This is a genomic window from Actinosynnema sp. NPDC050436 (assembly GCF_040655415.1).
Taxonomy (GTDB): domain Bacteria; phylum Actinomycetota; class Actinomycetes; order Mycobacteriales; family Pseudonocardiaceae; genus Actinosynnema.
The window spans coordinates 82,459-106,472 of record NZ_JBFAJV010000013.1; the positions used below are offsets into that span (position 1 = coordinate 82,459).

At 70.8% G+C, this 24,014-nt stretch carries 18 protein-coding genes and 1 riboswitch; of the genes, 13 read left to right on the forward strand and 5 right to left on the reverse strand.

The features are described 5' to 3' along the window. Positions 1–242: 242 nt before the first annotated feature. The 3 genes from ilvD to AB0I60_RS27975 form a co-directional block, all read right to left on the reverse strand. The gene (gene ilvD / locus AB0I60_RS27965) at positions 243–2,087 is read right to left on the reverse strand and encodes a dihydroxy-acid dehydratase (protein ID WP_360734761.1); all 1,845 of its coding nucleotides are present in this window, start codon (positions 2,085–2,087) and stop codon (positions 243–245) included. Positions 2,088–2,162: 75 nt separating this feature from the next. Then, on the reverse strand, positions 2,163–2,603 hold the full coding sequence (locus tag AB0I60_RS27970) for a vitamin K epoxide reductase family protein (RefSeq protein WP_360734764.1): 441 nt from the start codon (positions 2,601–2,603) through the stop codon (positions 2,163–2,165). Next, a complete protein-coding gene (locus tag AB0I60_RS27975) occupies positions 2,600–2,995 on the reverse strand; it encodes a PH domain-containing protein (RefSeq protein ID WP_360734767.1) in 396 nt (131 codons plus the stop codon). Before AB0I60_RS27975 ends, AB0I60_RS27970 begins: the two co-directional genes overlap by 4 nt. Positions 2,996–3,282: 287 nt before the next feature. Here AB0I60_RS27975 and AB0I60_RS27980 point away from each other — a divergent pair, with 287 nt between their 5' ends. The 11 genes from AB0I60_RS27980 to cimA all read left to right on the forward strand — a co-directional run bounded on the left by AB0I60_RS27980 (position 3,283) and on the right by cimA (position 19,602). Further along, positions 3,283–5,121 carry an acetolactate synthase large subunit gene (locus AB0I60_RS27980; RefSeq protein ID WP_360734770.1) on the forward strand — a complete coding sequence of 613 codons (1,839 nt, stop codon included), beginning with the start codon at positions 3,283–3,285 and terminating at the stop codon, positions 5,119–5,121. 3 nt (positions 5,122–5,124) lie between these two features. Then, complete coding sequence (ilvN, locus tag AB0I60_RS27985; RefSeq protein WP_219438961.1) at positions 5,125–5,631, forward strand: acetolactate synthase small subunit; 507 nt, start codon at positions 5,125–5,127, stop codon at positions 5,629–5,631. A 28-nt stretch (positions 5,632–5,659) separates the two neighbouring features. Continuing rightward, on the forward strand, positions 5,660–6,673 hold the full coding sequence (gene ilvC / locus AB0I60_RS27990) for a ketol-acid reductoisomerase (RefSeq protein WP_360734772.1): 1,014 nt from the start codon (positions 5,660–5,662) through the stop codon (positions 6,671–6,673). 65 nt (positions 6,674–6,738) lie between these two features. Then, positions 6,739–7,008: a DUF397 domain-containing protein gene (locus tag AB0I60_RS27995; RefSeq protein ID WP_015104552.1), complete on the forward strand. Its 270-nt coding sequence runs from the start codon at positions 6,739–6,741 to the stop codon at positions 7,006–7,008. A gap of 634 nt (positions 7,009–7,642) precedes the next feature. Next, the gene (gene serA, locus AB0I60_RS28000; RefSeq protein WP_360734775.1) at positions 7,643–9,232 is read left to right on the forward strand and encodes a phosphoglycerate dehydrogenase; all 1,590 of its coding nucleotides are present in this window, start codon (positions 7,643–7,645) and stop codon (positions 9,230–9,232) included. Between the two features lie 421 nt (positions 9,233–9,653). After that, a complete protein-coding gene (locus AB0I60_RS28005; RefSeq protein WP_360734777.1) occupies positions 9,654–12,986 on the forward strand; it encodes a S8 family serine peptidase in 3,333 nt (1,110 codons plus the stop codon). Between the two features lie 228 nt (positions 12,987–13,214). Then, the gene (locus tag AB0I60_RS28010; RefSeq protein ID WP_360734779.1) at positions 13,215–14,255 is read left to right on the forward strand and encodes a 3-isopropylmalate dehydrogenase; all 1,041 of its coding nucleotides are present in this window, start codon (positions 13,215–13,217) and stop codon (positions 14,253–14,255) included. 217 nt (positions 14,256–14,472) lie between these two features. After that, a riboswitch (cobalamin riboswitch) is annotated at positions 14,473–14,545 on the forward strand. A gap of 101 nt (positions 14,546–14,646) precedes the next feature. Further along, positions 14,647–15,669 (forward strand): iron ABC transporter permease, encoded by a 1,023-nt coding sequence (locus AB0I60_RS28015; RefSeq protein ID WP_360734781.1) that lies wholly within the window; start codon positions 14,647–14,649, stop codon positions 15,667–15,669. A gap of 15 nt (positions 15,670–15,684) precedes the next feature. Further along, positions 15,685–16,446, forward strand: a complete 762-nt coding sequence (locus AB0I60_RS28020) for an ABC transporter ATP-binding protein (protein ID WP_360734783.1) — start codon at positions 15,685–15,687, stop codon at positions 16,444–16,446. 55 nt (positions 16,447–16,501) lie between these two features. Beyond that, positions 16,502–17,485, forward strand: coding sequence for an ABC transporter substrate-binding protein (locus tag AB0I60_RS28025; RefSeq protein ID WP_360734785.1), 984 nt, complete (start codon positions 16,502–16,504; stop codon positions 17,483–17,485). 530 nt (positions 17,486–18,015) lie between these two features. Further along, positions 18,016–19,602 carry a citramalate synthase gene (cimA, locus tag AB0I60_RS28030; protein WP_360734787.1) on the forward strand — a complete coding sequence of 529 codons (1,587 nt, stop codon included), beginning with the start codon at positions 18,016–18,018 and terminating at the stop codon, positions 19,600–19,602. 19 nt (positions 19,603–19,621) lie between these two features. Here the strand turns inward: cimA and AB0I60_RS28035 are convergent, their stop codons facing one another. Then, entirely contained in the window at positions 19,622–20,293 is a 672-nt protein-coding gene (locus AB0I60_RS28035) for a S1 family peptidase (protein ID WP_360734789.1), read from the reverse strand. A gap of 56 nt (positions 20,294–20,349) precedes the next feature. Between AB0I60_RS28035 and AB0I60_RS28040 the strand changes: the two genes are divergently transcribed. Continuing rightward, complete coding sequence (locus tag AB0I60_RS28040) at positions 20,350–21,120, forward strand: fumarylacetoacetate hydrolase family protein (protein WP_360734791.1); 771 nt, start codon at positions 20,350–20,352, stop codon at positions 21,118–21,120. A 51-nt stretch (positions 21,121–21,171) separates the two neighbouring features. On the opposite strand, the gene AB0I60_RS28045 is transcribed toward AB0I60_RS28040, so the two are convergent. After that, on the reverse strand, positions 21,172–22,416 hold the full coding sequence (locus AB0I60_RS28045; RefSeq protein WP_360734793.1) for an FAD-dependent oxidoreductase: 1,245 nt from the start codon (positions 22,414–22,416) through the stop codon (positions 21,172–21,174). Between the two features lie 87 nt (positions 22,417–22,503). On the opposite strand from AB0I60_RS28045, the gene gltX reads away from it, so the two are divergent. Next, complete coding sequence (gltX, locus tag AB0I60_RS28050; RefSeq protein ID WP_360734795.1) at positions 22,504–23,991, forward strand: glutamate--tRNA ligase; 1,488 nt, start codon at positions 22,504–22,506, stop codon at positions 23,989–23,991. The last annotated feature ends 23 nt before the right edge of the window (positions 23,992–24,014 follow it).

Consider the following 24,014-nt stretch of genomic DNA (forward strand, 5'->3'; position numbering starts at 1 on the left):
GGCGCGCGAGTCGAACGCTGCGTCGGGCCGGGTCGGCGACGGGTCGCTGCCGTGTGCCGCGCTCCTTGTTTACGGCAACGAACAAAGCGGCGCGAAAGTGCCCGGAATCGGCCACTCCATTGAGTGGTTCCCGTTCCGCACGACAACCACCTTCCAGGGGACGTGTGACTTCACCCCCGGTAAGCGACTACCCGCCTGGGTGCCGTGTGGCGGATTCAGGCGGGTAGTCGGTTCACCTCAGCCTACCGGTTCACGTCTCGGACTGCTCCCTTTGACGCATCCGTCGTCAGGAGTGCGTACGCGCGCAGCGCCGCCGTCACCGGACGGATGCGGTCGGTGGGCTGCCACGGCCTCTCCGACGCTTCCATCTTCGCCCGGCGCTCGGCCAGGACCTCGTCGGGAACAAGCAGTTCCAGGCGGCGCTCGTGGATGTCGATGACGATCCGGTCGCCGTCTTCGACCAGGGCGATCGTGCCGCCGCCCGCGGCTTCGGGGGAGACGTGGCCGATGGACAGGCCCGACGTGCCGCCGGAGAAGCGGCCGTCGGTGATGAGGGCGCATTTCTTGCCCAGGCCCGCACCTTTCAGGAATGCCGTCGGGTGCAGCATTTCCTGCATTCCGGGGCCTCCGGCGGGGCCTTCGTAGCGCACCACCAACACATCACCGGCCTGGATTTCCTTGTTCAGGATCACCGACACCGCCTGTTCCTGGCTTTCGACGACCCGCGCCGGGCCTTCGAAGTGCCACAGGTCCTCGTCGATGCCGGCGGCCTTGATGACGGCTCCGTGCTCGGCCAGGTTCCCGTGCAGGACGGCCAGGCCGCCGTCCTTCGTGTACGCGTGCGGGACGTCGCGGATGCAGCCGCCCGCCGCGTCCGTGTCGAGCTTCGACCAGCGGTTCGCGGTGGAGAACGCCTGGGTGGTGCGGACGCCTCCGGGCGCGGCGTGGAAGAGTTCCACGGCCTTGGCCGACGGCGCCTCGGCGCGGACGTCCCAGGCCGACAGCCACGACGCCACGTCGGGCGAGTGGACGGTGCGGACGTCCTCGTTGAGCAGGCCCGCGCGCCACAGCTCGCCGAGCAGGGCGGGGATGCCGCCGGCCCGGTGGACGTCCTCCATGTGGTAGTCCGAGTTCGGCGACACCTTCGACAGGCACGGCACCCGCCGGCTGAGCGCGTCGATGTCGGCGAGGGTGAAGTCGATCTCGCCTTCCCGCGCGGCGGCGAGGATGTGCAGGACGGTGTTGGTGGAGCCGCCCATCGCCATGTCGAGCGCCATCGCGTTCTCGAACGCCGCGCGGGACGCGATGTTGCGCGGCAGCACCGAGTCGTCGTCCTCGCCGTACCACCGGCGGCACAGTTCGACGACCGTGCGGCCCGCTTCGGCGAACAGGTCGCGGCGGGCGGCGTGGGTGGCGAGGGTGGAGCCGTTGCCGGGCAGGGCCAGGCCGAGCGCCTCGGTCAGGCAGTTCATGGAGTTGGCGGTGAACATGCCGGAGCACGAGCCGCAGGTGGGGCACGCCGAGCGCTCGACGGCGGTGAGGCCCTCGTCGTCCACGTCGGGGGAGGCGGAGGCGGCGATGGCGGTGATGAGGTCGGTGGGTGCGACGGCGACGCCGTCGACCACGACGGCCTTGCCGGCTTCCATCGGCCCGCCGGAGACGAACACGACGGGGATGTTCAGGCGCATCGCGGCGTTGAGCATCCCGGGGGTGATCTTGTCGCAGTTGGAGATGCACACGATCGCGTCGGCCTGGTGCGCGTTGACCATGTACTCGACGGAGTCGGCGATGATCTCGCGCGAGGGCAGGGAGTAGAGCATCCCGCTGTGCCCCATGGCGATGCCGTCGTCGACGGCGATGGTGTGGAACTCGCGCGGCACGCCGCCCGCCTCGCGCACGGCCTCGGCCACGATGTCGCCGAGGTCCCGGAGGTGCACGTGACCGGGCACGAACTGCGTGTACGAGTTGGCGATGGCCACGATCGGCTTGCCGAAGTCGCTGTCGGTCATGCCGGTCGCGCGCCACAGCGCGCGGGCCCCGGCGGCGTTGCGGCCGTGGGTCGTGGTGCGGGAACGGAGCGGTGGCACGGCTCCTCCAGAATCTGCGTCTCAAGCGTGGTGCGAAGGGTGCCGGGTGGGCACCGTAAATCCGGGAGCGGTGCCTCAGAGGCTACTCCGTCGCAACGCCGCCGTGACCAGCACGGCGGCCAGCGCGAGTGTGATGACGTGCACGGCCGTGCACCACAGGCAGATCTTGCCGATGAGCACGAACTCGGCGGCGACGAGGTAGACGACGAACAGCACGCCGACGCCGACCGCGCCCAGGCGCACCCAGTGCAACCGTTCGTCGCGCCACGCGACGGGCAGGCTCAGCAGCGTGAGGAACGCGAAGAACGCGAGGCCGAGGACCGCGACCGGGATGCCCGCCAGTTCGGACTGCTCGCTGCTCGTGACGGTGCCGCAGTCGATGACCTCGCCCTCGGCGCACAGCAGCACGCCGGTCGAGTAGTGCGCGACGGTCAGGTAGATCGAGACCGCGAGTCCCGCGAGGGACAGCACGAGGCTGACCACGGGCACCCACCGGAGCTGAGTGTTCGACGTCACTCCGCCGACTCTACGGAGTCCGGTGTTGCGTTCGGGTCAGGCACGCGACCGCCGCTGACGTGCGCGAGGGCGGGCAGGTGGCCGGCGCGGACGGCGGGCAGCCGGACGAGCGAGCCGTCCTGGAGCACGGCGCTGAGCCACCCCTTGGGCACGACCTTGATGGCCTTCACGTCGTCCCAGGCCACGACCCGCTTGCCGAACGTCGAACGTGCGGTGAGCTGCGCGGGGTCGACCGTGGTCCGGTTGCGCAGCACCCACCAGGCGAAGCCGAGCGGCACCAGGTAGACGGCCTGGAGGCCGGGTGCCGCCCACGCGAACGGGGTCGCGCAGATGGTGATGGCGGCGGCGGCGATCAGGGCGGGCGCGGGGATCCGGAAGACGAGCTTGTCCACGTGCCGAGATGCTGCCAAACACCCGTCCGGGGGGTGACCCCGGCCCGGTTTCACCCGCTCGTGGTGTCCACCATGCGGGAGTGCCGTCCCGCACAGTTGACGCCCGTCGCGGTTGACGGTTAACGTCACCGCCATGCAGCGCACCCTCGTTCTCGTACTTCCCAGGCGCGTCGACGCCTAGGCAGGTACAGGCTGCGTCGACGCGCGACCCTCGTACGACCCGTTCGGGTTGGCGAGGGTTTTTTCGTGCCCGGACCGTGCATTCTCCACACCCACGAGGCAGACAGATGACCAGCGCAACTTCGCGTCCGGCTCCCGGTGAGTCGACGTCGCCCCGCCCCGGGCCGCGGCCGAAACCGGCCCCGCCGAGCGGCGCCCCCCTCCGCGTGACCGGCGCCCAGTCCCTCGTCCGCTCCCTCGAGTCGGTCGGCTGCGAAGTGGTGTTCGGGATTCCCGGCGGCACGATCCTGCCCGCGTACGACCCGCTGCTCGACTCCACGAAGGTGCGGCACGTGCTGGTGCGCCACGAGCAGGGCGCGGGTCACGCCGCGACCGGCTACGCGCAGGCCACCGGCCGGGTCGGGGTGTGCATGGCCACCTCCGGGCCGGGTGCGACGAACCTGGTCACGCCGCTGGCGGACGCGAACATGGACTCGGTCCCGGTGGTCGCCATCACCGGCCAGCAGTCCCGCCCGCTGATCGGCACGGACGCGTTCCAGGAAGCCGACATCTGCGGCATCACGATGCCGATCACCAAGCACAACTTCCTGGTCACGGACGCGGCGGACATCCCGCGCGCGATCGCCGAGGCGTTCCACCTGGCGTCCACGGGGCGTCCGGGCCCGGTCCTGGTGGACATCCCCAAGGACGTGCTCCAGGAGATGACCTCGTTCTCGTGGCCGCCGGAGCTGCGCCTGCCGGGCTACCGGCCGACGACGCGCCCGCACGGCAAGCAGGTGCGCGAGGCGGCGAAGCTGATCGCGGCGGCCCGGCGCCCGGTGCTGTACGTGGGCGGCGGCGTCATCAAGGCGGAGGCGTCGCCGGAGCTGCTGCGGCTGGCCGAGGAGACGAACATCCCGGTCGTCACGACGTTGATGGCGCGCGGCGCGTTCCCGGACTCGCACCGCCAGCACCTGGGGATGCCCGGGATGCACGGCACGGTGTCGGCGGTGGCCGCGATGCAGAAGGCGGACCTGCTGGTGGCGCTGGGCGCGCGGTTCGACGACCGGGTGACCGGCCAGCTGACGTCGTTCGCGCCGGACGCGCAGGTCGTGCACGCCGACATCGACCCGGCGGAGATCTCCAAGAACCGGCGCGCGGACGTGCCGATCGTGGGCGACTGCAAGGAGATCATCGCCGAGCTGATCGACGCGGTGCGCGCGGAGAAGGAGCACGCGAGCCGCGCGGTCGACCTGACGCCGTGGTGGGAGCAGCTGGACGCGCTGCGCTCCACGTTCCCGCTGGGCTACGACTGGCCCGAGGACGGCACGCTGTCGCCGCAGTACGTGATCGAGCGGATCGGCGCGCTGACCCCGCCGGACACCTTGTTCACGGCCGGTGTCGGGCAGCACCAGATGTGGGCGGCGCAGTTCGTGAAGTACGAGCGCCCGCGCACCTGGATCAACTCCGGCGGCCTGGGCACGATGGGGTTCGCGGTGCCGGCGGCGATGGGCGCGAAGGCGGGCGTGCCGGGCGTCCAGGTGTGGGCGATCGACGGCGACGGCTGCTTCCAGATGACCAACCAGGAGCTGGCGACCTGCGCGATCGAGGGCATCCCGATCAAGGTCGCGGTGATCAACAACGGCAACCTGGGCATGGTCCGCCAGTGGCAGACGCTGTTCTACGGCGAGCGCTACTCCAGCACCGACCTGGGCACGCACAAGCACCGCATCCCGGACTTCAAGCTGCTGGCCGAGGCGATGGGCTGCGCCGGGCTGCGCGCCGAGTCCCGCGCGGAGGTCGACACCGTCATCGAGCAGGCCATGGCGATCGACGACCGCCCGGTGGTCGTCGACTTCGTGGTCGGCAAGGACGCCCAGGTGTGGCCGATGGTCGCGGCGGGCACCGGCAACAGCGAGATCATGGCCGCGCGGGGCATCCGCCCGCTGTTCGACGAGGACGAGTGAGTGATGACTAGGCACACCCTGAGCGTTCTGGTCGAGGACAAGCCAGGTGTCCTCGCGCGGGTGGCGGGCCTGTTCTCCCGCCGGGGCTTCAACATCGAGTCGCTCGCCGTCGGCCGCACCGAACACCCCGACATCTCCCGGATGACGATCGTGGTCTCCGTGGAGGAACTGCCGCTGGAGCAGGTCACCAAGCAGCTCAACAAGCTGATCAACGTCATCAAGATCGTGGAGCTGGAGACGTCCGCGTCGGTGCAGCGCCAGCTGCTGCTGGTGAAGGTCCGCGCCGACGCGACCGTGCGCAGCCAGGTCCTCGAAACGGTGCAGCTGTTCCGCGCGAAGGTGGTCGACGTCTCCCCGGAGGCGGTGACCGTCGAGGCCACCGGGACCTCTGAGAAGCTCGACGCGCTGCTGCGGATGCTGGAGCCCTACGGGCTCCGCGAGATCGTCCAGTCCGGCATGGTCGCCATCGGCCGTGGCGCCCGCTCCATCACCGCGACCGCGGTGCGCTGAATCCGCACGGAGGAAGGAAGTACCACCAGTGAGCGTCGAGATCTTCTACGACGACGATGCCGACCTGAGCGTCATCCAGGGGCGCAAGGTCGCGGTCATCGGCTACGGCAGCCAGGGCCACGCCCACGCGCTGAGCCTGCGCGACTCCGGCGTCGACGTCCGGATCGGCCTCCCCGAGGGCTCGAAGTCCCGCGCCAAGGCGGAGGAGGAGGGCCTGCCGGTCGGCACGCCCGCCGAGGTCTCGGCCGAGGCCGACCTGATCATGATCCTGGCGCCGGACACCGCGCAGCGGCACATCTACGCGCAGGACATCGCGCCGAACCTGAAGGACGGCGACGCGGTCTTCTTCGGCCACGGCTTCAACATCCGCTACGGCCTGATCGAGGTGCCGTCCAACGTGGACGTCGCCATGGTCGCGCCGAAGGGGCCGGGCCACCTGGTGCGCCGCCAGTTCGTCGACGGCAAGGGCGTGCCGGCGCTGATCGCGGTCGAGCAGGACGCCACGGGCAACGCGCAGGCGCTGGCCCTGTCCTACGCCAAGGGCATCGGCGGCACCCGCGCGGGCGTCATCAAGACGACGTTCAAGGAGGAGACCGAGACCGACCTGTTCGGTGAGCAGGCGGTGCTCTGCGGCGGCGCGTCGGCGCTGGTGCAGGCCGGTTTCGAGGTGCTGACCGAGGCCGGCTACGCGCCCGAGGTGGCCTACTTCGAGTGCCTGCACGAGCTGAAGCTGATCGTCGACCTCATGTACGAGGGCGGCATCGCCCGGATGCGGTACTCCATCTCGGACACCGCCGAGTACGGCGACCTCACCCGGGGCCCGCGCGTGGTCACGCCCGCGGTCAAGGAGGAGATGCGCAAGATCCTCGGCGAGATCCAGGACGGCACGTTCGCCACCGAGTGGGTGAACGAGGACGACGCGGGCCGGGGCAACTACAAGAAGTTGCAGCAGGAAGGCGAGCAGCACCCGATCGAGGAGGTCGGCAAGAAGCTGCGCGGTCTCATGTCGTGGGTGGACCGACCCATCACCGAGACCGCCTGAGGCCCTTTCCCAGGACGGAGCCCGCGGTGTTCACCGACGCCGCGGGCTCCGGTATATCTAGGCCCATGAGCGACAGCGCGCCGATCTACGACGACAAGGCCCACGTGCGGGGCAACCTCGACCTCACCGGCGCAGCCTGGATCCGCAGCGACGAGGGCGCGGAGGAGGAAGAGGAGCACGTCGAGATCGCGTTCGTCGAGCACACCGACGGCGTGACCTACACGGCGATGCGGAACTCCGCGCACCCGGAAGGCCCCGTGCTGGTGTTCACGCCCGCCGAGTGGGAGGCGTTCATCCTCGGCGTCAAGGACGGGGAGTTCGACGAGCCCTGGTGACCGGTCAGCCCCGCCAGAACCGGCGGGCCTCGCCGACCGGGCAGTCGCACGACGACTCGGGGTGGCCGCACCACCAGCAGGTCTGCTCTGGGCGGGTCAGGGTGCGGGGCACCCCGGCTGGGCGGAACGGCGTGGCGGTCCCGCCGAATCGGTGCGGGCCGGTGGCCGGTGGCGTGGTCTCGGCGGGCGGTGCGCAATTCCGCCAGGTCACGGGTGCAGGCGCGCACCTCGGGCAGCGGCTGGGAGCGATCAGGGCGAGGCCCTCCCGGCGTTCCCGGTCGGTGGGGCGGAACGGGTTCTCGGTCACACCCCTCGGACGCCGGCCGGCCGCGCCCCGATACCCCGGACCGCGCACGGCCCGTCCCGCCGGGCGGCGCATCGCCGACTGCCCGCCGACGTCGTGACGGACCGGCGTCGGCCCGGTGCGCCGCCGTTCACCCGGACCGGGGATATAGGACACCCGTACGGGAAACCAGCAGGTGAGACAGGGCACCCGGGTGACCGGCGGGGGCCCGCCGCCGGCTATGCTCGTTCACAACCCGGACACATTGCCGTGGCCGGCCGCGCGGGTCTCGGCTCGCTGTGACGGCCCCGCGCTCCCCAACCCGCCTTGCACACCACCGGGAGCACGTCCGTGACCAAGCCCGTTGTCCTGATCGCCGAGAAGCTCGCCCCGTCCGTTCTCGACGTCTTCGGCGAGGGCATCGAGGTGCGCCACGTCGACGGCACCGACCGCCCCGCGCTCCTCGCCGCCGTGGCCGACGCGGACGCGCTGCTGGTCCGGTCCGCCACCAAGGTGGACCGGGAGGTCTTCCAGGCCACCACGAAGCTGAAGGTCGTGGCCCGCGCGGGCGTCGGCCTGGACAACGTGGAGGTGCCGGCGGCGACCGAGCGCGGCGTCATGGTGGTCAACGCGCCGACGTCGAACATCGTCAGCGCCGCCGAGCACGCCGTGGCGCTGCTGCTGGCCACCGCCCGGCAGATCCCCGCCGCGCACGCCACCCTCCAGAACAACGAGTGGAAGCGCAGCAAGTTCAACGGCGTCGAGATCAACGGCAAGACCGTCGGCGTGGTCGGCCTGGGCAAGATCGGCCAGCTGTTCGCGGCCCGGATCGCCGCGTTCGGCACCGAGGTGATCGCCTACGACCCGTACGTGAGCCAGCAGCGCGCGGCCCAGCTCGGCATCGAGCTGGTGAGCCTGGAGGAGCTGCTGGAGCGCGCGGACGCGATCTCCATCCACCTGCCCAAGACCCCCGAGACCAAGGGCCTGATCGGCGCGGAGCAGCTCGCCAAGGCCAAGCGCGGCGTGATCGTCGTCAACGCCGCGCGCGGCGGCCTGGTGGACGAGGAGGCGCTGGCCGAGGCGGTCAAGGAGGGCCAGGTCGGCGGCGCGGGCATCGACGTGTTCAGCACCGAGCCCACCACCGAGAGCCCGCTGTTCGGCGTGCCGAACGTGGTCGTCACGCCGCACCTGGGCGCGTCCACCACCGAGGCGCAGGACCGGGCGGGCACCGACGTGGCCAAGTCGGTGCTGCTCGCCCTGCAGGGCGACTTCGTGCCGGACGCGGTGAACGTGCAGGGCGGCGGCGTGGTCGGCGAGGAGGTCCGCCCCTACCTGCCGCTGGTGCAGAAGCTCGGCGCGGTCGTCGCGGCGCTGTCCGCGAAGGCCCCGACCAGCGTCACGGTCGAGGTGCGCGGCGAGCTGTCCACCGAGGACGTCGCGGTGCTGCCGCTGGCCGCGCTGCGCGGCGTGTTCTCCAGCGTGGTCGAGGAGCAGGTGACGTTCGTGAACGCGCCGAGCCTCGCCGCGTCGCTGGGCGTCTCGGTCGACGTGGTGAAGGAGCCGGAGAGCGCGAACCACCGCAGCCTGGTGACGGTGCGCGCGGTGCAGGCCGACGGCGCGGTGATCACCGTGTCGGGCACGCTCACCGGCCTCGACCAGGTGGAGAAGCTCGTGGGCGTGAACGGTCGCAGCTTCGACCTGCGCGCCGAGGGCAACGTGCTGCTGCTGGAGTACCCGGACCGGCCGGGCGTGATGGGCGCGGTCGGCACCCTGCTGGGCGAGGCGGGCGTGAACGTCGAGGCGGCGCAGATCAGCCAGACCAAGGACGGCGCGGACGCGTTCATGCTGCTGCGCGTGGACCGGCCGGTCGACACGGCGGTGCTGGACCCGATCGGTGCGGCCGTGGGCGCGCACACCGTGCGCGCGGTCGACTTCGGCTGAGGTCCGGATTCCCCGGGCGCTCCCGGGGTCGTTCCGGCGGTGGTTTTCGACCAGTGCCCTCCGGGGCGTGTGCCCTGGCCGGGCCGGGGGTCGCGTGCGGTGCGCCGGGTGGGGTCGTCCCACCCGGTTCCCGCAGGTCGGCGGCCTCCGGCCCGGTGCTGTGCGTGGCGAAGCGGCGAAAACGGTGTTCTGTGGATATCGCCGCAGGTCCCGGCCGTGTCACGAGTTGACTGTTGGTCCTCAAATCTGTGGTTGCCGTCACCCTTTCGGTCTAAATGATCGGCTCGGTGGAGCGATTAGGTTCCCCTCACGAGGTTGACCCGGTGCCGTAGAGGGCACGGCACCGCGCGGGCAGTTCCACCCCTACCGATTCGAGCGGTGCTGCCCGCCGGGTCGAATCAGACCTCGGTAGGGGCACGTTGTGAGCCGATCTCGCGTTGTCGCCAGATCAGCGGTACCGGTGTTGGCGGCGATCCTCGTCGCCGGTTCGACCGCCGGGACCGCGCTGGGCGCGGAGGATCAGCCGGCCGAGTCCGTCGCCGCGGCGCACGGACTCGACGCCGGCGCGTTGCAGTTGAAGGTGGGCAAGCGGCTGTCCGCCGCCCGGGGCCAGGTCACCGCGTTCGTGGAGTTGGAGGCCAAGCCGGCCGTCGACACCTACACCGAGAAGACCAGCCAGGGCGCGACCAAGCAGCAGGCCAAGGAGGCCGCGAAGGCCACGAGGAACGACACCGCCAAGGTGGTCGACTCCGTGGTGCGCGACCTCAAGGGCAAGGACGCCGCGACCAAGGAGGTCTACCGGACCGCCAACGGCGTGGTGGGCGTGGTCGTCACGGCCGACGCCGACAAGGTGCGGGAGATCGCGCAGCGCCCGGACGTGAAGTCCGTCCGCACCGTGGTCCCCAAGACCCCGCAGAACTCCTCGGCCGTCCAGCTCACCAACACCCTCAAGGTGTGGCAGCAGTACGGCAAGCTCGGTGACGACACCCGCATCGGCATCATCGACACCGGCATCGACTACACGCACGCCGACTTCGGCGGTCCGGGCACCATCCCGGCGTTCGAGGCGATCGACGAGACCAAGGTCGACCCGTCGTACTTCCCGACCGCCAAGGTCGTCGGCGGCTACGACTTCGTCGGCAACGGCTACGACGGCGCGAGCACCGACCCGGCCGTCAACACCCCGAAGCCGGACCCGAACCCGATCGACTGCAACGGCCACGGCTCGCACGTCGCCGGCACGTCGGCGGGCTTCGGCGTCAACGCGGACGGCTCGACGTTCAAGGGCGACTACACCAAGCTCGACGGCGAAGCGCTCAACGCGATGCGCATCGGCCCCGGCACCGCGCCCAAGGCCCAGCTGTTCGCGCTGAAGGTCTTCGGCTGCACCGGCTCGACCAACGTCACCGCGCAGGCCCTGGACTGGTCGCTCGACCCGGACGGCGACGGCGACTTCTCCGACCACCTCGACGTGGTCAACCTGTCCCTGGGCTCGGACTACGGCGCCCCGGACGACCCCGACTCGCTGTTCGTCCGCAAGCTCAACGCCTCCGGCGTCGTGACGGTGTTCTCGGCGGGCAACGGCGGCGACCTGTACGACATCGGCGGCTCGCCGGGCAGCACCCCCGAGTCGCTGACCGTGGCCAGCACCCGGGACGCCTACGTGCTGCGCGACGCCGCCGAGGCGACCGCGCCCGCCGGCTCGGCGGGCCTGAAGGCCGGCCAGTACAGCCAGAACTACAACTACGAGGGCAAGTCGGTCACCGCGCCCGTCCGCGCGCTGGGCGACGCCGGCAACAAGGACGGCTGCCTGCCGTTCTCGGCCGCCGACGCCGCCGCCGTCGCGGGCAAGATCGCGTGGCTGGAGTGGGACGACAACGACGCCAGCCGGCGCTGCGGCTCGGCGGTGCGGGCGAACAACGCGACCGCCGCCGGCGCGCTGGGTGCGATCTTCACCTCCACCCTGGAGAACTTCAGCGCGGGCATCGGCGGCAACGCGGCCATCCCGGTCATCCAGCTCACCGGCGGCGCGACCGCGTCGGTGCGGCCGGCGGTCGTCGCGGGCACGCTGACCGTCCGCCTCGCGGGCGACCTGCGCACCTCGCTGCCGACCTACGACCAGTCGATCACCGACACGCCCAGCTCGTTCACCTCGCGCGGCGTGCGCGGCCCGGTCGTGAAGCCGGACGTGGCCGCGCCCGGTGACACGATCTCCTCGGCGGCGGTCGGCTCCGGCAACAAGACCTCCGTGCTCAGCGGCACCTCCATGGCGGCCCCGCACACCACGGGCATCGCCGCGCTGGTCCGCCAGGCCCACCCGGACTGGACCCCGGAAGAGGTCAAGGCCGCGATCATGAACAGCGCGTCCGCCGACGTGAAGGCCGGTGGCAAGACCTACGCCCCCAACCGCGTGGGTGCCGGCCGGATCGACGGCAAGGCGGCGCTGGACAACCAGGTGCTCGCCTACGTGCAGGACGACCCGGGTGCGGTCAGCGCGTCCTTCGGCGTGGTCGAGGTGGCCAAGCCGGTCGCGCTGTCCAAGACCATCAAGGTGGTCAACAAGTCCACCAAGTGGGTCGACTACGCGGTGAACTACGAGGCGCTCACCACCATCCCGGGCGTCAAGTACGAGCTGTCGCAGAGCACCGTGCGGCTCAGCCCGCGCGGCATCGCCAAGGTCAAGGTCACGCTGAAGATCGACGACCCGAAGGCGCTGCGCAAGACCGTCGACCCGACCGTCGAGGCGAACCACCTCGACGTGCCGCGCCAGTTCCTGGCCGACGCGTCCGGCCGGGTCGTGCTCACGCCCAAGAGCGGCTCCACCGTCGCGCTGCGGGTGCCGGTGTACTCGGCCCCGAAGCCGGTGGCCGACATCTCCACCCCGGACAAGGTGACGTTCAAGGGCAACGCCAAGCAGTCGGTGCTCAACCTCGCCGGCCGGGGCGTCAACCAGGGCGCGTACAAGTCGCTGGTCAGCGTCCTGGAGTTGCAGCAGACCTCGCCGAAGCTGCGCGAGTGCCGCCGCAACGTGACGACGAACTGCACGCTCAACGACACCGCCAAGGGCGGTGACCTGCGGTACGTGGGTGCCGCGTCCACCGCGCCGCTGGCCAGGGCGCAGGGCGAGCCGGAGAACGCGCTGCTCGCGTTCGGCCTCGCGACCTGGGGCAACTGGTACAACCTGGGCAACAACACGGTGCCGTTCGTCGACATCGACACCACGGGTGACGGCGTCCCGGACTTCGAGGTCTACGCGAACAAGCTGACCGACACCGACCTGCTGGTGGCGGTCACGCAGGACCTGCGGACCGGCGCCACCGTCGACATCCAGGGCATCAACGGCCAGTTCGGCGACGTCGACACCAACGTGTTCGACACCAACGTCGTCGTCCTGCCGGTGCTGCTGTCGGCGCTGGGCATCGACGCCAACGCCGACACGTCGCGGATCTCCTACACCTCGGGCGTGGCCGGCTTCTACGTTGCGCCGGGCACGACGAACGGGCTGATCGACTCGATCGGCACGCCGTCGTCGTTCGACCCGCTCAAGCCGGGCCTGTGGGTGCAGGGCGGCGGCGACGCCGCGCTGTCCTACGTGGCCCGTCCGGGCACCGCGCTGGTGGTCAACCGCGACGCAGCCGCACTGGCCGCCGACGGGGCGGACAGCCTGCTCGTGCTCAACCACCACAACGCCACCGGTGACAAGGCCGACGTGGTGAAGGTGAAGGCCGCGAAGGGCAACCGCTCAGCGGACTGACCTGCGTGCGTCGCTCTGGCCGGTCGGGGGTTGCCCCGGCCGGCCAGAGCCGTTTAAGCACATCGGGTGACGGCCGAACGGGGGTACTGAACCGTTCGGGTGTCCCGCAGTACGGGAGACATGACCACTGAAGTGTGTTCCGAGTGCGGCGAACGGGTCTGCGACCGGTAGCCTTTCGCAAAGGAAACTAGTCCCGCGCAATGGGACTGATACCTGGGAGGTGTGTGGATGCGGCTCGCAGTGATCCCAGGAGACGGGATCGGGCCCGAGGTCGTCGCCGAGGCCCTGAAGGTGCTCGGTGAGGTCGTTCCAGCGGCTGAGATCACCCGCTACGACCTCGGCGCGGCGCGCTGGCACGCCACAGGTGAGCTCTTGCCGGAGTCGGTGCTGGGCGAACTGCGCCAGCACGACGCGATCCTGCTCGGCGCGGTCGGCGACCCGTCGGTGCCCAGCGGGATCCTGGAGCGCGGTCTGCTGCTCCGTCTCCGGTTCGAACTCGACCACCACGTGAACCTGCGCCCGGCCCGGCTGTACCCGGGGGTGCGCAGCCCGATCGCCGACCCGCCGGAGATCGACATGGTGGTCGTGCGGGAGGGCACCGAGGGCCTGTACGCGGGCAACGGCGGCCTGCTGCGCAAGGACACCCCGCACGAGATCGCCACCGAGGTGTCCATCAACACCTCGTTCGGCGTCGAGCGGGTCGTCCGCGACGCGTTCGCCCGCGCGGCGAACCGGCCCCGCAGGCACCTCACGCTGGTGCACAAGACCAACGTGCTCACGCACGCCGGGTCGCTGTGGTCGCGCGTGGTGGAGGAGGTGTCGTTGCAGCACCCCGACGTGACGGTGGCCTACCAGCACGTCGACGCGGCGACCATCCACCTGGTCACCGACCCGGCCCGGTACGACGTGATCGTCACGGACAACCTGTTCGGCGACATCCTCACCGACCTGGCGGCGGCGGTGACGGGCGGCATCGGACTGGCGGCCAGCGGCAACCTGGACGTGACGCGGCGCAACCCGAGCATGTTCGAGCCGGTGCACGGCAGCGCGCCGGACATCGCCGGGCAGGGCATCGCGGACCCGACGGCGGCGGTGCTGTCGGTGGCCCTGATGCTCGACCACCTCGGTGAGGGCGAGGCGGCGCGGCGGATCGAGGCGTCGGTGGCGTTCGACCTGGCCACCCGCGACCACGCCTCGCCGGGCGCGACCTACGCGGTGGGCGACCGGCTCGCCGCGCTGGTCAGCTCCAACGTCCGCACCGGGGCCTGACGGCCGCGAGTTGTTCCGGAGGCCGCTCCGACCCCGTGGGGTCGGAGCGGCCTCCGGCGTTTTCGCGGGGTTGGGTTCTGGGGTGGTGGTGGCGGCGGTGGCGTGTGGGTGGTGCTGACGGCGGCGGTGGCGTGTGGGTGGGGGTGGGGGCGTGAGCCAGGACACGGGAATCGCGGAGTGGCTGGTCCACGACGTAGGGTCGGCCCAGCCCCCGGCGGGGGAAGTCCGGTCGAAGTCCGGCGCTGACCCGCAGCGGTAGGCCCTCCGGTGGAGGGCGAGCCCGATCACCCGCAGGTGGCGGAAAGAGCTCCACCTCCTGCCGTGGTCTGCGGGACGGGTGCGACGGTCCTCGGGCTGCGTGCCGCACGGCCACCCGTCCGAAAGGCGACCGGTGACCAAACGGCTGTGCGCCGGGCTGATCGCGCTGCTGGCCCTGTCGATCGTGTGCGGCGTGGCGCTCGGACCGGTGAGCATCCCGTTCCCCGACGTGGTGCGGTTCCTCCGGGCGGCGTTCGCGGGCGGGGTGATCGACGCCTCGGAAGCCGGCGCGTACCGGATCGTCTGGGACATCCGGCTGCCCCGCGTGCTGCTCGCCGCCGTGGTCGGCGCGGGGTTGTCGGTGGTGGGCGTGGCGATTCAGGCGATGGTCCGCAACGCCCTGGCCGACCCGTACGTGCTGGGCATCTCGTCCGGCGCGAGCGTCGGCGCGACGGCCGTCGCCACGACCGGCCTGTTCGCCGCACTGGGGATCTACGCGCTGTCGACGGCGGCGTTCCTGTCGGCGCTGGCCGCGATGGCGCTGGTGTACCTCGCGGCCCGGCGCGGCGGCCTGACCCCGCTGCGGCTCGTGCTCACCGGGACGGCCATGGCCTACGGGTTCTCCGCGATCGCGATGCTGCTGGTGTTCCAGGCCCCGCGCGGGGAGGCGGCGCGGGCGGCGATGTTCTGGCTGCTGGGCAGCCTCGGCGGGGTGACCTGGATGTCGCTCCCGATCGCGGCCGTCGTGGTGCTGGGCGGCATCGCCTACCTGCGGTTGCAGGCCAAGAACCTGAACGCGATGTCGATGGGCGACGAGACCGCGACGACGCTCGGCGTGGACATCGCGCGCCTGCGCAAGGTGCTGTTCGTGGTGACGGCCGCCATGACCGGCGTGCTGGTGGCGGTCAGCGGGGCGATCGGGTTCGTCGGGCTGATGCTGCCGCACCTGGTGCGGCTGGTGGTGGGGGCGGACCACCGCAAGGTGCTGGCGATCGCACCGCTGGCGGGCGCGTGCTTCCTGATCTGGGTGGACGTGGCGGCCCGGCTGCTCGCCGCGCCGGAAGAGCTGCCGCTCGGGGTGATCACGGCGGCGCTGGGCGTGCCGTGCTTCGTGTTCCTGATGCGCAGCCGCGGCTACGTGTTCGGCGGCAAGTGATGCGGGAGGTGGCTGGTGGACGTTGAGGTCGACGCGGTCGCGGTGGCCGGGATCCTGCGCGGCGTCACGCTCGCGGTCGGTGCCGGCGAGGTGCACGGGATCGTCGGGCCCAACGGCAGCGGCAAGTCCACGACCCTGCGGTGCGTGTACCGGGTGCTGCACCCGAGCGCGGGGGTCGTCCGGCTGGGCGGGCGCGCGTTGGCGGAGTACACCTCGCGGGAGAGCGCGCGCGAGATGGCGGCGCTGACCCAGGACAGCCACGTGGAGTTCGACTTCACGGTGGCCGAGGTGGTCGCGATGGGACGGCTGCCGCACCAGTCCGGCTTCGACGGCGAGCGGGCGGGCGACCGGGAGGTCTGCGCCTCGGCGCTGTCCCGGGTGGACGCCGCGCACCTGCGCGACCGGAGCTTCCTGAGCCTGTCCGGCGGGGAGCGGCAGCGGGTGCTGATCGCGCGGGCGCTGGCGCAGGAGCCGAAGGTGCTCGTGCTGGACGAGCCCACCAACCACCTCGACATCAACCACCAGTTGGCGGTGCTCGGCCTGGTGCGCGGGCTCGGCATCACGGTGCTGACCGTGCTGCACGACCTGAACCTGGCGGCGGCGTACTGCGACCGCATCCACGTGATGGACGGCGGGCTGGTGGTGGCGTCCGGGAAACCCGCCGAGGTGCTGACGCCCGAGGTGCTGTCGGAGGTCTTCCGGGTGAAGGCCCACGTGGTGCCGCACCCGGTCAGCGGAGTCCCGCAGTTGTTGTTCGAACACCGGGTGGACGGGTGAGCCGGGTGAGCCGGGCGGACGAGTTGGTCGTGTGTCGGTCGTGAGAGGGAGTGCGGTGAAGAGGTTCGCTGTGGTGGCGGCTGTGCTGGGGTTGACGGCGGGGTGCGGGGCGACGGTTGCCGAGACGCCTTCCGACGGCGAGAAGGTGACGGTGCGGAACTGCGGGGTCGACGTCACGTATGACCGCGCGCCGAAGAAGGTGGTCACGAACGACACGGGCATCGCGGAGCTGATGTTCGCGCTCGACCTCGGCGACCGGATGGCGGGTTACGTGGTCGGTGAGAGCCAGAACGGCGACATCGACAGCTCGCCGTGGAAGGCCGACTTCGAGAAGGTCCCCAAGCTGGCGAGGGAGATCAACAAGGAGGTCGTGCAGGGCGCGGGGGCGGACCTGGTGTTCGCCGGGTGGAACTACGGCTTCTCGGAGAGCACCGGCTTCACGCCGGAAGCGCTGCGACAGTTGGGTGTGGCGACCTACCAACTGACGGAAGCGTGCCTGAACGGCGTCGGCAAGCAACGCGGCATCATGCCGCCGCTGGAGGCGCTGTACACGGACCTGCGCAACCTCGGCGCGATCTTCGGCGTGTCGGACCGGGCGGAGAAGCTGATCTCCGGCTACCAGAAGCAGGTGGCCGACGCGGAGAAGTTGTTGGCAGGACGGCCGAGGCCGAAGGTGTTCCTGTACGACAGCGGTCTGGACCAGCCTTTTACGGCCGGCAAGAACGCGGCCCCGCAGGACATCATCGGCAAGGCGGGCGGTGACAACATCTTCGGGGACCTGGACGACAGTTGGACCACGGTCGGGTGGGAGGCGGTGGTGTCCCGCGCGCCGGAAGTCATCCTGATCAACGACTACGCGGACGCGGACGCCAACACCCCGGAGAAGAAGCGGGCCTTCCTGGAGACGTACCCGGCGTTGCGGGAGGTGCCGGCGGTGCGGGACAAGCGGTTCTTCGTCCTGCCGTACGCGGCGTTGGTGGAGTCGCCTCGGAACCCTGCTGCGATCGAGTCCTTCGCGCGGTTCCTGGCGCAGGGCTGAGTCACTCGGGGATCGGGGTGCCTTGGCTGCGGTGGGGTGGTGGGGGTTCTAGGGAGTCCTCGCCGGACGGGCGAACCGCCGAGGATGACGGAAGTGCGGGTCGTCGTGTCATCCCCGTGTGGCCCGGTCGGGAGACAACCACCCTTGGCCAGGTCGTGCAAGCGAAGGGCGTGCTTGCATGACCTGGCCAAGCGCGGTTCGCTGGCGCGCGGGCCACACGGGGATGACACGACTCGGTGGGTGGAGTGTGCGCGAGACGCGAGACGGTGGGCGTGGGCGTGGGCGGTGGGGCGTGCGGGGTGGGGCGTGTGGGGTGGCGGGTGGGCGTTGAGGTGCTCACAGTGTGGGAACACCCGTCCGTGGCTTGGTAATCGTCGCTGGGCTGTGGCAGTATTCGGAACGTGGCTCTCTTCGCCGTGATCATTATTGCTGAGCGCGCCGGGTAAGTGCTTCCCAAGCACCCGGCGCGCTGACCTCTCGCATCCTGCGGGGGGTCTTTTTGTTTTCCGTGATCTTTCCAAGGAGACCCCGTGACCACGCTCGGCGATTCCTTCCACGTCTACGACACGACCTTGCGGGACGGTGCCCAGCGTGAGGGCATCTCCTACTCGGTCACCGACAAGCTCGCCGTCGCGCGGCTGTTGGACGGGCTGGGCGTCGGGTTCATCGAGGGTGGTTGGCCGGGGGCGCTGCCGAAGGACACGGAGTTCTTCGCACGGGCCGCCGGTGGCGATCTGACGCTGAAACACGCGCAGCTCGTCGCTTTCGGGGCCACGCGGAAAGCCGGTGTGAAGGTGCACGAGGACCAGCAGGTCCGCGCCCTGCTGGACTCGCAGGCGCCGGTGGTCACGCTGGTCGCCAAGTCCGATCGGCGGCACATCGAACGCGCGTTGCGGACCGACGTCGCGGAGAACTTCGCCATGGTGCGCGACACCGTCCGGTTCCTCGTGGACGAGGGGCGGCGGGTGTTCCTCGACGCGGAGCACTTCTTCGACGGCTTCGCGTTCGACCCCGACACGTCGCTGCGCACGCTGGAGTCCGCTGTGGAGGGTGGCGCCGACGTCGTCGTCCTCTGCGACACGAACGGCGGGCAGCTCCCGTTGGGGCTGGCCGAGACCGTGGCCGACGTGGTCGCCCGCACGGGCTTCCGGGTCGGCATCCACTGCCAGGACGACACGTCCTGCGCCGTGGCCAACACCATCGCGGCGGTGCAGGCGGGGGCGACCCACGTGCAGTGCACCGCCAACGGCTACGGCGAGCGAGCGGGCAACGCGGACCTGTTCGCCGTCGTCGGGAACCTCGTGACCAAACTCGGCCTGGACGTGCTACCGCGCGAGTCGCTGACCGAGCTCACCCGTGTCTCCCATGCCCTTGCCGAGATCGCCAACATCGCACCCGACTCCCACCAGGCTTACGTCGGGTCGTCGGCCTTCGCCCACAAGGCGGGTCTGCACGCGAGCGCGATCAAGGTCGACCCGGAGCTGTACAACCACATCGATCCGGGCACCGTCGGCAACGACATGCGGGTGCTGGTCACCGAGATGGCGGGTCGGGCCAGTCTCGAACTCAAGGGACGTGAGTTCGGGATCGACCTGACCCGCCGGCCTGACACGCTCACCACCGTGGTGCGCAAGGTCAAGGAGTTGGAGGCGGGCGGCTGGTCGTTCGAAGCGGCCGACGCCTCGCTGGAACTGCTGCTGAAGGACGAGCTGTCCGAACTGGACGCGCCGCCGTTCACGCTGGAGTCGTACCGCGTGGTGCTCGACCACACGCACGACGGGGCGATCGTGTCGGAGGCGACGGTGAAGGTGCACGTCGCGGGGGAGCGGGTGATCGCCACGGCCGAGGGCAACGGGCCGGTGCACGCGCTGGACGCTGCGTTGCGCAAGGCGTTGCTGCCGCACCTGTCCTGGTTGGACAGCGTGCAGTTGAACGACTACAAGGTGCGCATCCTCACCGATCAGCACGGCACCGACGCCGTCACCCGCGTGCTGGTGGAGTCGACGGACGGGGAACGCGAGTGGACCACGGTCGGTGTCCACGGGAACATCGTCGAGGCCAGTTGGTTGGCGTTGTGCGACGCATTGGTGCATAAAGCGACGCGGGTCGCGGTGTGAGAGTGGAGTCGTGAGTGGGTTATAGGGGGTGGGCGGTTGTGAGGGTGAACTGTTCCGCTTTCAGGATGCGGTTGATCGGGTAGAAGAAGGACGTGCAGTTGCCCGAGCCGCTGCCGCTGCCGCCCAGCAGGTGGCCTTGCGCCTGGTTGCCGCTGACCACGGGCACCCAGTCGTCGCCGGAATGGACGCACAGGTTCGTGCGGGTCAGGCCGGTGATCGCGCCGGTGCCGTGGTTGACGGTCTGGTTCTTCGCCTGAACGGTGCCGCAGCGCCAACCCGTCGACCTGGTTCCCGCGCAGACCGTCGCCCCGATCGCCGCCTCCGCGGAGCCGGTGATCGGGGTCGCGTAGCCGGCCAGTCGGGGGAGTTGGTCCCAGCTCGCCGGGTCGAGGACCTTCACCACGGCGTAGGTGTCGCGGATGCGCAGGACCGGGCCGATCCGGCCGCCGCCCGGACCGGTCACCGGGTTGGTGTGGGTGGCGCAGCGGACCGAGACGAGCAGGTGGCCCTGGACGTTGAAGCCGTTCACGCAGCGGGCGTTCGGGGGTGAGGTGAGTGGTGTGCCCGCTTCCAGGGGGATGGGAGCGGTGGTTGTGGTGGAAGTGGTGGGCGTGGCGGGGGTCGCTGTGGCGGGTGGGGTGGGGGTCAGGAGGGCCAGCAGGGTGAGTGAGGCCGGCAGCAGGGTTCTCATCCTTCGACGCTAGGCACGGCGGGTGGTGTGGCAAGCCGCCGGTTAGGGTGATTGCCGTGCGCATTGCCCGTATCGCCCAACCGGACGGCCTCGCCTTCGCCTCGATCGAGGGCGACGGTGACGACCTCACCGCCGTCGAGATCGCCGAGGACCCCTTCGCCAACCCGACGTTCACCGGCCGCAGGTGGCCGCTCGCGGACGTCCGCCTGCTGGCCCCCTTCCTGCCTCCCAAGATCGTGTGCGTCGGCCGCAACTACGCCGAGCACGCCGCCGAGTTCGGGCACGACGTGCCGGCCGAACCGCTGCTGTTCCTCAAGCCCAACACGGCCGTGATCGGTCCGAACGCGGACATCAAGCTGCCCGCCGTGTCCGAGCGGGTGGATTTCGAGGGTGAGCTGGCGGTCGTCGTCGGCGTGGGTGGGCGGGACATCCCGGCGTCCCGCGCCCGGCAGTCGGTCCTCGGCTACACGATCGCCAACGACGTCACCGCGCGGGACCTGCAGAAGAGCGACGGGCAGTGGACCCGCGCCAAGGGGTTCGACACGTTCTGCCCGCTGGGGCCCTGGGTGGAGACGGAGTTCGACCCGTCGGACGTGGCCATCCGCACCGAGGTGGACGGCGAGGTCCGGCAGGACTCGCGGACCTCGTTGCTGCTGCACGACATCCCGGAGCTGATCGAGTACATCTCGGCGGTGATGACGCTGCGCCCGCTGGACGTGATCCTCACCGGTACGCCCGCCGGGGTCGGGCCGTTGCGGGCGGGGCAGTCGGTGTCCGTGACGGTGGAGGGGCTGGGGACGTTGACGAACTCGGTGACCAACCGCTGACCCGGTGGGGGTGGCGGGCGGCTCCTGGCGGAGTCGCCCGGGGTGTGCTGGTCAGCTCCTGGTGATCTTCTCCGGGGCGCGGCGGGCGAAGTCCGGGGCGTGCTCGGGGCGCAGGCCGATCGCCACCAGGTAGGCGGGGATCGCCTGGAGCCACGGCAGCCGCCGCATCACGGTGATCGGCAGGGGCACCCGGCGGGTCGCCGGCCGGCGGTCGCCGTTCACCACGGGCTTGAGGAACGAGTCCTGGATGCGCCGCTGCACCGCCTGGGTCACCACCGTCGGGAGCCAGCGCCGCCTGCGGACCTTCGCCAGCACGGCCGAGGTGATCCGGCCGCGCCGGGCGGGTGCGGCCAGGATCCGCGCGGCGGCCACGGCGTCCTGGACGGCCAGGTTGATGCCGACCCCGCCGATGGGCGACATCGCGTGCGCGGCGTCGCCGATGCACAGCACGCCCTCGTCGTGCCAGCGGCGCAGCCGGTCCAGCTTCACGTCCAGCAGCTTCACGTCGTCCAGCGACTCGACGGTCGCCATCCGCTCCTCCAGCCACGGGACGAGCTCCGCCACCCGCGCGCGGAACGCCTCGACGCCCTCGGTGCGCAGTTGCCGGTCCATGCCCTTGCGGATCAGGAAGGCGCACTGGAAGTAGTCGCCGCGCGGGATCATCGCCAGCGCCGTGCCGCGCACGAAGCGGCCCGTGCCGCCGACCGGCTCGCCCTCGTAGCGCGGGATGCGGAACCACCACACGTCCATGGGCGCCCCGAACGCCCGCACCTCCAGGCCCGCTTCGGCGCGCACCGACGAGCTGCGGCCGTCCGCCGCGACCACCACGTCGGCGGCCAGCTCGGCTTCGCCGTCGGGGGTGTGGTAGCGGACCCCGGTGACCCGGCCGCCGGTCTTGACGACACCGGTGAACGCGGCGTTCATCCGCAGGTGGAACGTCGGTTCGCGCTTGCCCGCGTCGGCGAGCAGGTCGAGGAAGTCCCACTGGGGCACGAACGCGATGTGCTTGTGCGGGCCGGGCAGCCGCTTCAGGTCGGCCACGGTGGCGTACCCGTCCTCGGTGATCACCTGGGCCACCTCCACGAGCTGGTGCGGCACCTCGGCGAACGACGGGCCCAGCCCCAGCTCGTCGAGCAGCGTCAGCGTCGACGCGTGCACGGTGTCGCCCCGGAAGTCGCGCAGGAAGTCGCCGTGCTTCTCCAGCACCGTGACCTCGACGCCCGCCCGCGCCATGAGCAGCGCGAACACCATCCCCGCCGGGCCTCCGCCGACGACCGCGACCGTGGTCCTCTCCATGATCCCCACCTCTTTTCAACGGCAGTTGAATAAGTTCAGGATGCTCCTGTCGGCGACGCCGGTCAAGCCGGATACGCTGATCGGGTCATGAGCGCATCCGCAGTCACCCCAGAGGTCCGCGTCCGCTTCTGCCCGTCGCCGACCGGCACGCCGCACGTGGGCATGATCCGCACCGCCCTGTTCAACTGGGCGTACGCCCGCCACACCGGCGGCTCGATGGTCTTCCGCATCGAGGACACCGACGCCTCGCGGGACTCGCAGGAGTCCTACGAGATGCTGGTGGAAGCCATGCGGTGGCTCGGCCTGGACTGGGACGAGGGCCCCGAGGTCGGCGGCCCGGACGGCCCGTACCGGCAGAGCGAGCGCCGTGACGTCTACGCCGGCATCGCGCAGCGGCTGCTCGACGCGGGGGAGCTGTACGAGTCCTTCTCCACCGCCGAGGAGATCGAGGCCCGCCGCAAGGCCGCCGGCCAGGACCCGAAGCTCGGCTACGACGGCCACGACCGCGCCCTGACCGACGAGCAGAAGGCGGCGTTCCGCGCCGACGGCCGCGAACCGGTGCTGCGCCTGCGGATGCCGGACGAGGACTTCACCTGGGACGACCTGGTCCGGGGCGACATCACGTTCAAGGCCGGCGCGACGCCCGACCCGGTGCTGGTGCGCGCCAACGGGGACCCGCTCTACACGTTCACCAACCCGGTGGACGACGCGCTCATGCGCGTGACGCACGTGTTGCGCGGCGAAGACCTCCTGCCGTCCACCCCGCGCCAGTTGGCCCTTTATGCCGCACTGCGGCGAATCGGCGTGACTGATTTCACGCCGCGATTCGGGCACCTGCCCTACGTGATGGGCGAGGGCAACAAGAAGCTGTCCAAGCGGGACCCCCAGTCCAACCTTTTCCTCTACCGCGAGCGGGGATTCCTGCCCGAGGGGCTGTTGAACTACCTGGCGCTGCTCGGCTGGTCCATCGCCGACGACCGGGACATCTTCTCGGTGGCCGAACTCGTCGAGGCGTTCTCGCTGGAGAAGGTCAGCGCGAACCCGGCCCGGTTCGACCTGAAGAAGGCCGAGGCGATCAACGCCGCGCACCTGCGCGCGCTGCCCGTCGAGGAGTTCGTCTCCCGGGTGCTGCCCCACCTCGCGGCGGACGGCCTCCTGGTCGACCCGACCGAGGAGCAGTTGACCGCGTTGCGCGGAGTGGCCCCGCTCGTGCAGGAGCGTCTGGTCGTGCTGTCCGAGGCGTCCGGCATGGTGCGGTTCCTCTTCACGGACGAGGGGTCGTTCGTCCCGGAGGCGGAGTCCGCGGCCAAGGCGCTGGGCGAGGACGCCCGCCCCGTGCTGACCGCGAGTATCACCGCTCTGGAGTCGGTCCGGGAGTGGACGGCGGCCTCGATCGAGGAGGCGCTGAAGGTGTCCCTTGTGGACGGACTGGGCCTGAAGCCGCGCAAGGCGTACGCCCCGGTGCGGGTCGCCGTGACGGGCCGTACCGTCTCGCCACCGCTGTACGAATCCCTGGAGTTGGTCGGCCGGGATCGCTCGATCGGGCGCTTGCGCAGGGCGCTCGGATCAATCTGACTGGTGCGTTCGGACGGTTCAGC

Excerpts from the sequence above, each read along its gene's own strand:
- AB0I60_RS27980 (WP_360734770.1), top strand. The coding sequence starts at position 3,283 with ATGACCAGCGCAACTTCGCGTCCGGCTCCCGGTGAGTCGACGTCGCCC.
- ilvN (WP_219438961.1), top strand. The coding sequence starts at position 5,125 with ATGACTAGGCACACCCTGAGCGTTCTGGTCGAGGACAAGCCAGGTGTC.
- AB0I60_RS27995 (WP_015104552.1), top strand. The coding sequence starts at position 6,739 with ATGAGCGACAGCGCGCCGATCTACGACGACAAGGCCCACGTGCGGGGC.
- AB0I60_RS28010 (WP_360734779.1), top strand. The coding sequence starts at position 13,215 with ATGCGGCTCGCAGTGATCCCAGGAGACGGGATCGGGCCCGAGGTCGTC.
- AB0I60_RS28035 (WP_360734789.1), bottom strand. The coding sequence starts at position 20,293 with ATGAGAACCCTGCTGCCGGCCTCACTCACCCTGCTGGCCCTCCTGACC.
- AB0I60_RS28045 (WP_360734793.1), bottom strand. The coding sequence starts at position 22,416 with ATGGAGAGGACCACGGTCGCGGTCGTCGGCGGAGGCCCGGCGGGGATG.
- gltX (WP_360734795.1), top strand. The coding sequence starts at position 22,504 with ATGAGCGCATCCGCAGTCACCCCAGAGGTCCGCGTCCGCTTCTGCCCG.